General features: G+C 62.1%; 6 protein-coding genes and 1 pseudogene. 2 read left to right on the top strand and 5 right to left on the bottom strand.

Annotated elements, in window-relative coordinates; translation table 11 throughout:
• Positions 1 to 4: 4 nt before the first annotated feature.
• Both FHT08_RS05985 and FHT08_RS05980 read right to left on the bottom strand, forming a co-directional pair.
• Positions 5 to 1,483, bottom strand: coding sequence for an MFS transporter (locus tag FHT08_RS05985; RefSeq protein WP_166774549.1), 1,479 nt, complete (start codon positions 1,481 to 1,483; stop codon positions 5 to 7).
• A complete protein-coding gene (locus FHT08_RS05980) occupies positions 1,480 to 3,666 on the bottom strand; it encodes a Six-hairpin glycosidase-like protein (protein ID WP_047130687.1) in 2,187 nt (728 codons plus the stop codon). Before FHT08_RS05980 ends, FHT08_RS05985 begins: the two co-directional genes overlap by 4 nt.
• A gap of 242 nt (positions 3,667 to 3,908) precedes the next feature.
• On the opposite strand from FHT08_RS05980, the gene FHT08_RS05975 reads away from it, so the two are divergent.
• Together FHT08_RS05975 and FHT08_RS05970 are read left to right on the top strand one after the other, a co-directional pair.
• On the top strand, positions 3,909 to 5,987 hold the full coding sequence (locus FHT08_RS05975; RefSeq protein WP_166774548.1) for a glycoside hydrolase family 97 protein: 2,079 nt from the start codon (positions 3,909 to 3,911) through the stop codon (positions 5,985 to 5,987).
• A gap of 315 nt (positions 5,988 to 6,302) precedes the next feature.
• The gene (locus FHT08_RS05970) at positions 6,303 to 9,062 is read left to right on the top strand and encodes a TonB-dependent receptor (protein ID WP_166774547.1); all 2,760 of its coding nucleotides are present in this window, start codon (positions 6,303 to 6,305) and stop codon (positions 9,060 to 9,062) included.
• An 839-nt stretch (positions 9,063 to 9,901) separates the two neighbouring features.
• On the opposite strand, the gene FHT08_RS05965 is transcribed toward FHT08_RS05970, so the two are convergent.
• The 3 genes and pseudogenes from FHT08_RS05965 to FHT08_RS05955 form a co-directional block, all read right to left on the bottom strand.
• Positions 9,902 to 11,518, bottom strand: a complete 1,617-nt coding sequence (locus tag FHT08_RS05965; RefSeq protein WP_166774546.1) for an alpha-glucosidase — start codon at positions 11,516 to 11,518, stop codon at positions 9,902 to 9,904.
• Positions 11,519 to 12,177: 659 nt separating this feature from the next.
• Positions 12,178 to 12,675 carry a DUF4189 domain-containing protein gene (locus FHT08_RS05960; protein ID WP_104606517.1) on the bottom strand — a complete coding sequence of 166 codons (498 nt, stop codon included), beginning with the start codon at positions 12,673 to 12,675 and terminating at the stop codon, positions 12,178 to 12,180.
• A gap of 20 nt (positions 12,676 to 12,695) precedes the next feature.
• Positions 12,696 to 13,766, bottom strand: a pseudogene (locus FHT08_RS05955) (type IV secretion system protein).
• Positions 13,767 to 13,782 lie beyond the last annotated feature (16 nt).

Below are 13,782 nucleotides of genomic sequence, written 5' to 3'. Positions count from 1 at the left end.
CGCATCACCGCCCTCCCGAAGCCACTGGAACCCGCACCACGCACACACCGGCAAGGAGCAAACTGGCGCCGCCGATGGCCAGCGCGTAGATCGGTTGACCGCCCAGCCAGACGTGCAGCACGAAGCCCAGTGCGCTGGCCGCGACCAGCTGCGGAATCACGATGAAGAAATTGAAGATGCCCATGTACACGCCCATCTTGGCGGCAGGCACGCTGTCGGACAGCAAGGCGTAAGGCAGCGACAGAATCGAAGCCCAGGCAAAGCCGACACCCAGCATCGACAGCAACAGCCATTGCGGGTCGCGGATCGCCAGCATCGACAACAGCCCGGCCGCACCCAGCCATAGGTTGCACAGATGGCTCCAGCGCAGGCCGATCGCACGCACCAGCGGTGGAATGGCCAATGCCGCCAACGCCGCAAACCCGTTATAGGCGCCGAACAACACGCCCACCCAGTTCGCGCCCTCGTTGTAGGCCGCCGATGTGGTGTCCTGGGCACCGAAGTGCACCTGGGTGACCGCGGCGGTGGTGTAGATCCACATCGCAAACAGCGCAAACCAGGAGAAGAACTGGACCCAGGCCAGACGCCGCATCGTCAGCGGCATGCTGCGCACGTCCTGCACGATCGCCACCAGCATGCTGGTCGATGGCAGCACGCGCGCCAACCCAAGCAGCGCACCGTAGGCGATGCACAGGCCGGCCAGCACGTAGAGCATGCGGTCGCCGTGCTGCCAGGCGATCGCAGCGGCGAGCAGCACACCGATGCCGCACCAGAGCACGCTCGCACGCTGCGGTGGCAAGGTGCCGGCGATTGCTGCAGCCGCTACAGGCGGATGCGCATCGTCGAAACTGGCCAGCTGCTGCGGGCTGTATTCGCGCGTACGCAGCACCGTCCAGCTGATCGACAGCAACAGCACCGCGGCACCGAGGTAGAAGGCGTAGCGCACGCTGTCGGGCAACTGCCCTGGCGGCGCGGTATTGGCCACGCCCCAGTGCGTCAGCAACCACGGCAGGAAACTCGCCACGATCGCGCCGACCCCGATGAAGAAGCTCTGCATCGCATAGCCGGCAGGCCGCTGCGCCGGTGGCAGTTGATCGCCGACCAGGGCGCGGAATGGCTCCATCGAGATGTTGATCGATGCATCCAGCACCCACAACGTGCCGGCGGCGATCCACAGCATCGGCGCGTTGGGCATCACCAGCAAGGCCAGTGTGGTGAATACCGCGCCAAGCATGAAATACGGACGCCGGCGCCCCCATCGGGTCCAGGTGCGGTCGGACAGGTAGCCGATGATGGGCTGCACGATCAGACCGGTGAGCGGCGCGGCGATCCACAAGCCGGGCACATCGTCGACCTGGGCACCCAGGGTCTGAAAGATGCGGCTGGCGTTGGCGTTCTGCAGCGCGAAGCCGAACTGGATCCCGAGAAAGCCGAAACACATGTTCCAGATCTGCCAGAAACTCAGGCGTGGCTTGGCGGTCATTGCGCAGCCTCCGTGCGCGCCGCAGGCCCGACCAGCAGCGCGCTCACCTGCGCGGTGTTGACCACGCCATCGCGACCGCCGCGGCCGCCGTTGTACTGCGAAAAATGCGCGAGCGCGCTCATGTTGAAGCCGTTTTCCAGCCGGAACCGGCACTGCTGCCCGGCCACCGCAGTGAAGCTAACCTGCGTGGACAGCTGCTCGCCCGCGCTATGCGGCATCACCACGACCTGCGACTGCGTGGCCTGCCCCGGGCATTCCAGCAGCAGGCGTTTGACCGCCGCAGTGACGCCGGTATTGATCGGGCCGTTTGCGTTGCGATAACGCAGCGATACGCGATGCTGGCCCGCGCGCCTGGCAGTCCAAACCCAGGCCTCGCTACCCGGGACTTCCTGCAACGGGCCCAGCGTCAGCGCCGGACTGTGCAGCGACTCCAGGCCATCGGCGCGCCGGGTCAGGCTGAGCACGTGCAGCAGACCGTCATCGCGCAAGTCCCAGTGCCGCGTGGCGTCCAACGCATGCCCATCCATGTGCAGCGTCGCCCCGGCCGGAATCACGACGCGATAACCATCGCCATGCCGTTGCGCGACGGGCGCCTCGGGCGTGCTGGGCGCGAACACCTGGTCTGGCTGCGGCGGGGGTGTGGTGTCGGCCTTGCGGCCGACCAGATGTACCAACGTGGTCTGGCCTTGTTGCTCGACCTTCCCCGCCACCAGCAACTCACCTGCACTCGCCGTCGGCCGCTGCAGCACGTACCGTCGTTTGCCCTGTTCAAGCACGATCTGCTGGCGGTCGCCGAACAACAGCGGCACCAACGTACGCGGCAGTTTCGGCGCTACGCTGCCATCGGCGCCAATGCCGAACACGCCTTCCAGCACTGCGGAGAGATAGCCGGCAACCGACCACAATTGCCGTGGCGAATTCACCACCGGGCCACTGCGGGCGCCCTCCTCCACATGCACCGCCAGGCTGTGCATCTCGTAGTTTTCCATGTTGGAGCCGGCCAGCGCGCTGCCGCGCATCAACGACTGCAGCTCCAGCGCAATGCGCGGCGCGTCGTCCAGCTGGCGTGCGGCACGTAGCGCATACGCACTAACGAAAGGCCAGACGGCACGATTGTGATAAATCGGCTGTTCGGCATCTTGCGGCCACACCACCGGGCTGCCGCCGGCAACCACCGGATAGGTGCGCAGCGCGGCACGCGCACGGTCCTTCGGAAACACCTCGGCCAGCACGCCAAGCGATACGCCGAGCAGATCGACCTTGGCATAGCGCACCGGATGCGCCGCATTGCCCAGGTAGCTCACATACCGATTGCTGCGCGCATCCCAGAAGCGCGTGGCGATGGCCTGACGCAACGCATCGGCCCACTGGGCGTACGTGGACGCGCGCGCATCGCCATGCTGGCGCGCCAGCTGCTCGGCCAGGCGCAGGGCCTGGTAGTGCAATACGTTGGTGGACAAGGCGAAGGACTCGGCGATGAAGCGCACATCCTCGCGCGTCCACTCCGGGTAGGTCTGCTCGCGCCAATCCAGAAACGAGGTTTCGCCGCGGTAGAGGCCGATTCGCGCGTCGAAGACCGCGTCACGATCCTGCGCGAGTGTGGCCTGCAACGCCTGCCAGACGTCTTCAGCGAACGCCTTGTCATCCAGCAGGCCGCGCGCGGCAAGAAACCACACCACGCGGTCGCTGCTGATCGGCCAGCTGCCACCGGAGCCGGTGTCCTGCGCAACGAACACCCCCGGCATCTGCCCGTCGCGCGCCGCCGACAGCTTGAAGCGCAGCGCATTGCGCGTGCGCGCCGGCTCCAGCCGCGCCAATGCCAGATCGGCGGCGAAGCTGACATCGCGCGTCCACACGTAAGGCCAGCGCTCACCGGTCTCAAAACACGCGCACGGCACCGGCTTGCCGTCGTTGAAGGCCGGATCGCGGATCGCCTCGACACGGTCGTCGGCCATGTCCTGCTGCGCCATCGCGAACAGGGCGTCGAATAACGCACTGGCGGTGTGGGTGCGCATCGGCTGCGGCCCGATGCTGCGCTCGCCCTGCGGCCAGCGCAGCACGAAACCACCGTCTGCTAGCGCCTGCGCCTGCGCACGGCGGCCCTGGAATTCCAGCTCATCGGCCAGTACCGGCGAGCTTGCCGCAACGCCGAGCGTTGCAGCCATGCAGATCATCTTCAGCATCGAAGCGGCCAGACGGCTTGCACCGTCGGCTTCCCTCCCTCGTTGCACGCGTTGTAGTGCGCGGCACTGGCGTGCCACGGGCGCGGACCCTCCCAGGTGCCGTGACGCCATGGTAGACGCGCGCTCCGGGGTTCCGCATCAATGCATACGTATTCATGGCACTGGCCGCAGTGCAGCATGGCCTATCCACGCCGCGGCGCTGCATAGTCGCCGCTGACGCAACGGCCGCCTTGGGAGGGGATATGCCGCTGGTTTCACATCGCGTGCGTTCGATAGCGCGCGTCGCATGCAGTGCGCGACTGCTTGTCCTGTTGCTTGGCAGTCTTGCGGGCATCGCGCAGGCCGAGCGCATCGCCATCAGTGCCGATTCGCCCGGCAACGTCCTGCAGGTCACGCTGGAAGTGGACGGCGGAACGCCCTACTACCGCGTGCAACGCCTGGGCCAGCCGGTGCTGGAACGCTCGCGGCTGGGCTTCCAGCTGCGCGACGGCCGGCTGGACCGCGGTCTGGTCGTCCTCTCGCAAGCACGCCAAGCCCATGACGATACCTGGGAACAACCCTGGGGCGAGACGCGCCTGGTGCGCAACCACTACAACGAACTAAGCGTCAGCCTGGGCGAACGCAGCGGCGCGCAACGCCGCTTCGATGTGATCTTGCGCGTGTACGACGATGGCATCGGCCTGCGCTATCACTTCCCCCAACAAGCGGGATTGCGCGAAGCCATCATCGACGAGGAAGTCACCGAATTCGCCGTCGCGCAACCTTCAGAAGCATGGTGGATTCCGGCAGGCGAGCCGATCCACTACGAATACCTGTATCAGCGCACGCCATTGAACCAGGTCGCGCTGGCACATACGCCGCTCACCTTGCGTACCGAGAGCGGGCTGCATGTCGCGCTGCATGAAGCGGCGCTGGTCGACTACGCCGGCATGTGGCTGCGCCGTACTGAAGGCCAGCGCCTGCGCGCGCAGCTGTCGCCCGCCGCCGAAGGCTGGAAGGTGCGGCGCAAGCTGCCCTTCGATACGCCGTGGCGCACGCTGCAGATCGCCGACCAGGCCACCGGGCTGGTGGAATCCAACCTGATCCTCAACCTCAACGCGCCCAATGCCTTGGGCGATGTGAGCTGGGTCAAGCCGTCCAAGTATGTCGGGGTGTGGTGGTCCATGCATCTCAACCAGCAGACCTGGGCGACCGGGCCGACACACGGCGCCACCACTGCCAACACCAAGCGCCTTATCGATTTTGCCGCGGCACACGGCTTTCGTGGCGTACTGGTGGAAGGCTGGAATCCGGGCTGGGACGGCGAATGGTTCGGCAACGGCGGCAGTTTCGATTTCACCAGGCCGACGCAGGATTTCGACCTGCCCGCATTGAGCAAATATGCCGCCGGCAAGGGCGTGCATCTGATCGGCCATCATGAAACGGGGTGCGCAGTGGATCATTACGAAGACCAGATCGCCGAGGCGATGGACCTGTACGCCCGGTTCGGCGTGGACTCGGTCAAGACCGGCTATGTCTGCGACGACGGCCAGGTGGAACGTCGCAACCCGGCAGGCGGCACACCGCTGCGCGAATGGCACGACGGCCAATGGATGGCGCGCCATCATCTGCATGTGGTGCAGGAAGCCGCCGCGCGCCACCTCGCAGTCAACGCGCACGAGCCGATCAAGGACACTGGCCTGCGCCGCACCTATCCCAACTGGATCTCGCGCGAAGGTGCGCGTGGCATGGAATACAACGCCTGGGGCCAGCCACCGAATCCGCCCGAGCACGAGGTCAACCTGGTGTTTACCCGCCTGCTTGCCGGGCCGATGGATTACACGCCCGGTATCGTCAGCCTGAAAGGCCGCAACGGCCAGGCGATTCCCAGCACGCTTGCGCGCCAGCTGGCGCTGTACGTGACGCTTTACAGCCCGATCCAGATGGCCGCCGATCTGCCCGAACATTATCTGCAGCACCGCGACGCCTTCCGCTTCATCGAAGACGTGGCCGTGGATTGGGATCAGACCCGTGCCTTGAATGGCGAAGTCGGCGACTACGTCACCATCGCGCGCAAGGACCGGCATAGCCGCGACTGGTTCCTGGGCAGCATCACCGACGAGCACGGCCGCCTGCTGCAGGTGCCGCTCGGATTCCTTGAGCCCGGCGTGCGTTACACCGCGCAGATCTATCGCGACGGCGACGGTGCGGACTATGTCAGCAATCCATTCGCCTTTGTCAGCGAACAACGCCAGGTCAGCAGCGCCGACACGCTGGAACTGCGTCTTGCGCCGGGCGGTGGGCAGGCGATTCGCTTCGTGCCGGTGGATAGCCGGCGCTGATCTGCTTGCGACGGCTTGCCCAGGCAGCTTGCAACGCGATCGATTGCATCACGCAGCGGCACGGCAGCCGCTGCGGATTGCGCATCGGCGTTGCCTCACGACAGGCCCAGGTCGTACCGCGCCGCAGCGACGCCCGCGTGGAATCGATTCCAGCGCAGTCAGCCGGGATGAATACGTATGCAGTGCCCGTTTGCACCCAGGTGCCGTGTCTACCATACGTCGCAGTCGTGACGTCCGTCGTGGCGCGCGATGCAATGCATCCAGCGGTCTGCCGGATCGAAAAATCAAAGAACAACATGTACCTGGGAGGGGAAAATGTTGAAGCACAAGCGCTCTGCGCTGAGTATCGCCCTGGCCGTCGCCATGGCACCGACGTTGTCTGCCGCGCAATCGTCGACGCCGGCGCAAACGACCGACCCCGAACAAACCGCCGGCGCGGTGACCGACTTGGACAAGGTCCAGGTCACCGGCCTGCGCCGCGCAATCGAAGGTGCCATCTCGGTCAAGCGGGATTCGACCTCGATCGTGGAAGCCATTTCGGCCGAGGATATCGGCCGGCTGCCGGACGTCAGCATCGCCGAGTCGCTCGCGCGCTTGCCTGGCCTGGCAGCACAGCGTGTGGCCGGTCGCGCACAGGTCATCAGCGTGCGCGGGCTCTCGCCGGACTTCTCCACCACCCTGCTCAACGGCCGCGAGGTGGTCAGCACCGGCGATAACCGCAGCGTGGAATTCGATCAGTACCCGTCCGAACTGGTCAGCGGCGTCACCGTCTACAAGACGCCCGACGCCGGCCTGGTCGGCCAGGGCCTGTCCGGCACCGTCGACATGCAGACCGCACGCCCGCTCAGCTACAACGAGCGGGTGATCGCCATCGGCGGCCGTTACCAGCGCAATTCGCTGGGCAAGGCCGCCAATGTCGATCCGTACGGCAATCGCTTCAATGTCAGCTACATCGACCAGTTCGCCGACCGCACCATCGGCCTGACCATCGGCTATGCGCACACCGACATGCCGATCCAGGAGAACCAGGTCGGCCTGTACGAACCATGGCAGCCGGTCAACGCACAGCGCCCGCGCCCCGGCGTGGCCGACGGCGTGTATTTTTCCGACGGCATCAAGGCATTGCGCCGTACCGGCAACCAGAAGCGCGACGGCGTCATGGCCACCTTGCAATACCGCCCGTCCAACGCCTGGACCAGCACGCTCGACGCCTTCCACACCAAGGCCGAGCAGATCGACACCGCCAACCAGTTCGAGCTCAACCTGAGCAACTACAACGGCGGCTACACGCCCGGCTTGAACATCAGCAACGTGCGCGTCAACGACAGCAACAGCTTCACCGGCGGCGACGCCAGCGGCGTCTATCCGCTGGTGCGCGGCATGTACAACAAGCGCGAAGACACCATCGACGCGTTCGGCTGGAACAACGAGCTCACCGCCGGTGCGGTCAAGATCGTTGCCGATCTCAATTACTCCAAGGCCACGCGCGACGAACTGAACCTGGAGAACAATCTCCAGCGTGCGCCGATGCCGCAACTGGATACCGTCGGCGTATCGGTTGTCGGCAACGGCTTCTCCCAGCTTGCGCCGGGAATGGATTACTCCAATCCCGATCAGCTGTTTCTGACCAACACCATCTACGGCTCCGGCTACGGCAAGGTGCCGCGCGTGGAAGACGTGCTCAAGGGCGCACGCCTGCAGGCCAGCTTCCCGATGCCCGAAGCGTTTAGCTGGTTTTCGGATCTGGATGTGGGCGTCAACTACGCCAATCGCGAAAAACAGAAAACCCAGCCGGAAGGCAACATCACCCTCGGTGCGCAGGGCGAATCCACCATCGCACCGGACCTGCAATACGCGCCGGTCAACCTGGGCTTTGCCGGCATCGGCACCCTGCCCGCCTGGAACGTGCCGGCGGTGGTCTCGCGTTACATGCTGTTCAATCCCAGCGACGATGCCTCGTTCCTGGTGTCCAAGGCCTGGACCGTCGAAGAGAAGATCACCACCGCCTGGCTGCGCGCCAATCTCGATACCGAGTGGGGCGATGTGGGCGTGCGCGGCAATATCGGCGTGCAGCTGCAGAGCGCCGACCAATCCTCGCGCGCAAATTACTGGGACGCGTCGCAGCCGGTGGGCAGTGAAGTGCGCCCGATCGACGACGGCAAGAGCTATCGCGACTGGCTGCCCAGCCTGAATCTGGCTTTCCAGTTCCCGTACGAGCAGACACTGCGCTTTGCGATGGCAAAGCAGGTCGCACGCCCACGCGTGGATCAGTTGCGCGCCTCGCTGGAATTCGGCGTCGACACCTCCACCGGCCGCCCCGGCGCCAGCGGTGGTAACCCGATGCTGGATCCCTGGCGCGCGAACGCCATCGACCTTTCCTACGAAAAATATTTCGCCGAACGCGCCTACGTGGCCGCCGCGTTTTTCTACAAGGACCTGAAGAGCTACATCTACACCCAGAGCCGCGACAACTACGACTTCTCCGCGCTGGTGGCCGGCTATGTGCCGCCGCCGGGCTCGGCGCCGGTACTGACCACCGGCACCTTCAGCGCCCCGTTCAACGGCAAGGGCGGCACCCTGCGCGGCGTCGAACTCACCGCTTCGTTGCCGCTGGATCTGGTCTTCGCTCCGTTGGAAGGTTTCGGCATCCAGGCCAGCGCCACCTTCAACGACAGCGACGTCAAGATCCGCGACCCGGAGAGCGCCTCCAGCGTCGGTGATGGCGAGATCAGCCTGCCCGGCCTGTCCGAACGCGTCTACAACCTCACTGCCTACTACGAGCACAAAGGCTTCGAGGCGCGCGTCAGCCAGCGCCGCCGCTCGGACTTCATCGGCGAGATCGGCAACTTCAACGGCAACCGCACACTGCGCTACGTGGTCGGCGAAAACATCACCGACGCGCAGATCAGCTACAGCTTCAACGACAGCAGCGACCTTGCCGGCCTGACCCTGCTGCTGCAGGCCAGCAATCTCAGCAACTCGCCCTACCGCACCTATGCCGAAACCAAGGACCGTCCGCTGGAATACATCGAATGGGGCCGTACCTTCGTGCTGGGCGTCAACTACAAGTTCTGATGAGCTGTGAACTGCAAACGATGCGCTGATTGGCTGCATCTTTATCTGTGGCTACGACGTTACCTTTGGCCACATCGCTAAGGGTGGCTACGCTACCTACGTGACAATCAGCGCATCACCAAGCTGGCCGGCCCTGGCGCCAGCCCTCTCCACCGGGACACCAAAGCCCCTCTCCCACCGGGAGAGGGGTTGGGGTGAGGGTACGGCACAAGCGCAACGCGCATCAGTAAGCAGCCAGCTCTGCTCTATCGGCTCCATGAGCGATCACTCAAGATGCGGCTTCTAACTAGAAGAACCGAATATTCTCCTGATCAAAGCGACAAAGTCGATCAAAGAAAACCCGCCGACGTGATACCGGCGGGTTTTCTTTTGATCCAAAAATTTTCAGAATCCGAGCTAGCATAGCCCTCTGCAAAAGCGCACAGGATCAAGCGCCAATCACGCAACCCTTGCGCATCGGCACTCCCCTGCGCAAAGCATTCGCTTGTAGCACCGGAACGTCTCCAATCGCGGCACCATCAGCGCCTGCCTGCATCAACACGAATCCAAGCCGCTGCTACAAGGCCGCCGGATAACGCTGACGTCCTCACAGTCAAGCGCAATCCATGTGCGGCCTTCCGGTCAAAACACCCCGACTGGCATGGAGAACAGGGCACCGTGCCTCATCCAGAGAGCAAGAACCTGATCGGCTTGGAACAGCCGCAAAGCTGGCGCAACGCTATAAATGCTTGGCGAACCAAGCAACCGTCAACTACAAAAAAAGCGAGGCACTCCCCCAAGGAATGCCTCGCTGCGTTCCAGACAATCACGTACCGACGGTTAGCTGGCGCGACACACCGTCAACCACCCTCGATCGCACAAACCACCGCATACCCGGCCAGGCGCAGATGGGCATGTTCGATAGCTCCGCGCTCCACGCCGGGCACATCGACCTGCTTCCACGCGCCAGCCGGCAGTCTGAGCTCGGCTGTGTCGGCCGACAGATTGAATGCCAGCAACACCACCTGGCCGGCATGCTCGCGCCGGAACATCAGCACAGGCTCGTCAGTGTCGTAGAACGTGATCGCACCCTCGCGCAACGCAGGCTCGCCCTTGCGCCAAGCCAGGAACTGGCGCACCGCGCTGAGCACGGACAACGGATTTTCCTGCTGCACGCTCACCGCAGCCGCACGATGCTCCTCAGCCAGTGGCAACCACGGCTTGCCGCTGCTGAAGCCTGCCGACGACGCATCCGTCCAAGGCATCGGCGTCCTGCAGCCATCGCGGCCCTTGAAGGTCGGCCAGAAGGTGATGCCATACGGATCGCGCAGATCCTCGAACGCCACATCCGTCTCGCCCAGGCCCAGCTCCTCGCCCTGGTACAGGCAGATCGACCCGCGCAGCGAGCACAGCATCGCCACCACCATCCGCGCGAACGCCGGCGACGCATCGGCCCCGCCCCAGCGCGTCACTGCACGCACCACATCGTGGTTGGAAATGGCCCAGCACGGCCAACCTTCCAGCATCGTGGCTTCGAGCCGGCTCACCGTCTCGCGAATATAAGCCGCGCTGTAGTCCTGCACCAGCAGCTCGAAGCTGTAGCCCATATGTAGGCGGCCATGAGCGGTGTACTCGGCAGTGGTCGCCAATGAGTCTTCCGACGAGATCTCGCCAAGACTCACGGCATTCGGGTAAAGATCCAGCAACCCGCGCAAGCGCTCCAGAAACGGCAGATTTTCCGGCTGCGTATTGTTGAAGTAGTGGTACTGATACGCGTACGGATTGTCGGCACTGAACCCGCGCCCCACCCGCTTGTCGGCCGACTTGGCCGGATTGTCGCGCAGCTGCGCATCGTGGAAGCAGAAGTTGATCGCATCCAGGCGGAACCCATCCACTCCGCGATCCAGCCAGAAGCGCACGTTATCCAGCGTCGCCTGTTGCACCTCGGCGTTGTGGAAATTGAGGTCCGGCTGATCCACCAAGAAATTGTGCAGGTAATACTGCTCGCGCCGCGGCTCCCACTGCCATGCCCCCCCTCCGAACAGCGACAACCAGTTATTGGGCGGCGCCCCGTCCTCACGCGGATCGGCCCACACGTACCAATCCGCCTTTGCGTTGGTCCGGTCCTGCCGGCTCTCCTGGAACCATGCATGCGCGATCGAGGTGTGGCTCAACACCTGGTCGATCATCACCTTCAAGCCAAGGCCATGCGCCTTGTCGAGCAGACGATCGAAGTCGTCCAACGTCCCGAACAGCGGATCCACCGCGCGGTAGTCCGCGATGTCGTAGCCGAAATCGGCCATTGGCGACTTGAAGAACGGCGAGATCCAGATCGCATCCACACCCAACCCGGCAATGTAGTCGAGCTTGGCGATGATGCCGGGCAGATCGCCCACCCCATCGCCATTGGAATCCAGAAAACTCCGTGGATAAATTTGATAGATGACGGCCCCGCGCCACCATGGTGTCTGCGACATGTACGCCCCTCCCGGGCCAATGTGGGCACAGAGATGAGCACCCAGCCAAGAGCGTTAGCGTAGCGGCGTAACAGACCCAGAGCGTGCCCGTGCATACGTATTCATGGACAGCCGCATGTGTAACGACTCAGCTGCTTTTTCTCAGGTCACGCGATTAATGAAGCGGCGTATGCAGCAGGGGAGCACCGTCTGCGTGCCTGAATATAGACATATTCTGCACACTGAACGATATGCACGAGCAACCAAGCAATGGTCACCAACCACAATAAACGAACACGGCAAGATAGCTCGGATGGGCTGATGCCCGCCGAGTTCCGTGATCAACATCAACCACAGACCTCTAATTTTAGCTGGCACTGAATTGTGGGGAGTCGACACCACTTATTTCTTCTTGTTCTTGCAGCATAACGCCTGAAGTAGAAAATAATAAAATTATTATATTTCCGCCACTACAGAAGCGACCCGCTAATCATAATGAAAATGTCATAAATGTCGACAAAACTCAAATGCCCGCAGCATATATCTACTCGCTATATATCATAACTTCCTTAATGGTATTTAATCTAAATAAATCATAAATAATATTTGACATTTCAATCAAGCCACGATCAAACTTACATCCGAAAAGTAAAGTCAGCATGGAAATCGCTAGTCGAAAACTAGAAATTACGGAATACTGGTTTAGTGCAATCCTTATAAATAACAGAGCAATCTAGCCCACCCTTTTTCCTGCACATATCCATAGCATCGCTTTCGGCAAGCGCTATACTTGGCGCACCAGCAACACCTGCCCGGCCCTGCGCAGAGCTTGGAGAAGCAAGTGCAACACATTGATTTCGGTAAGTAAAGGTAACCGCGCATCCACGATGCCCTGCTACTTGACATTGATCAATCGCATCAGCCTCCGCGTCGCCTTTTGAAAATTTACCTATAGAAGCCCAAGCTTCAGAACTATCTTCAGCATTTACGATAGCCCCCCAAGTTTTGATCCATTCACCTGTGGGACGGGGTGGAGCGGGCGGCGTATTACCCCTTGAAGTTCCAGAATCAGGACCGCATTGCGGACTACCTGACGCAACGCCGGAAGGACAAGCAGTTTGGGCATTTGCAAATCCAGAAAAACCCAATATGATAATTATCATTGATAGAAATTTCATAAGCATTACCTTAGTGTAGTTTAACCAATTTGATTATTAGAAGCTGCGCCACGAGCACCTGTACTCACCGCGGCATTGGGAGTCTCACTACCGCTAACTCGTGTATTAACTTGAGTGATGCTTTTCTGACTGTCTGCAGTACGCGCACCATCATTAGCGGGCGCCGAGGGCGCATAAGGCAGCCCAGCACCCGACTCTTGGTTAGCTCGATCCAGCTGACCTAATGCCGAGTACGCCGTGAACTGGCCCAGCGTGCCCTGGAAGAAGGCGGCGGCCATCGGCGGTGCGGTGACGATCAAGGTTGTCATGACCAAACCTAGCCCTCCTTGTTGCAATGCCATGCTGCTGATGCCCTCGCCACTGTTCCCTGGGAATGCGTACTTGGCAAGGAATGCAACAGCCACTGCGCCGATCACCTTCGTTGCCAGGCTCACCGTGAAGCTCAACACCGACAACGAAAACACCATACCTAACCCATATAGCAGCCACTTGCTGAACAACGACTTCGTCGCCTGAAACAGCAGGCACATGATGAAGAAGGGACCGAAGCCCACAAACAGCGCCATACCAATCTTGTTCAACAGAAGCAGTGAGCCCCCCACCACGCCGGGGCCTGCCATCCCTACCCCAGTGAACCAGCGCGCCCGGGTCTTCTCGTCGTCGCGCTGTTGGTTGCCTGCTGTCTAGATCTGATTGATGCTCATCATCGCAATTTGCATCAAACCCAAATTCTTGTCGATCGCATCGTAGGGACTTTTCGAATCCCCGGTCACCACTTGGGTAATGGACTGGCTAACACCGTCAGTCAGCGTCCAGTACAGTTTCGACGAACCTTCGGCCATGCTCGTCGCCAGACCGATGATCAGCGAGGCGCGCAACGCCGTCACCACCAAGCCCATGGCCGCCTCGCGGGACTGGCCGGTCACGATGCGATACCCCTGGATAGAAATCCAAAGCGTCGGCACCGTCAATGACACCATACCTACTTAGAATGTCGTGCGCTTTAACAACTCCCACTGGAAGATCGCTATCTCATCGCGCAGGTCGTTGCGAGTAAAGCCAAGGCGAACATTCCTGACCTCCTTGGCGATGTACCAGATCGCTGAA

The organism is Xanthomonas sp. CFBP 8151 (genome assembly GCF_011761885.1).
GTDB classification, from domain to species: domain Bacteria; phylum Pseudomonadota; class Gammaproteobacteria; order Xanthomonadales; family Xanthomonadaceae; genus Xanthomonas; species Xanthomonas arboricola_B.
Note: the sequence above shows the minus strand (reverse complement) of the source record. Positions and strands in the feature narration are given on the sequence as shown.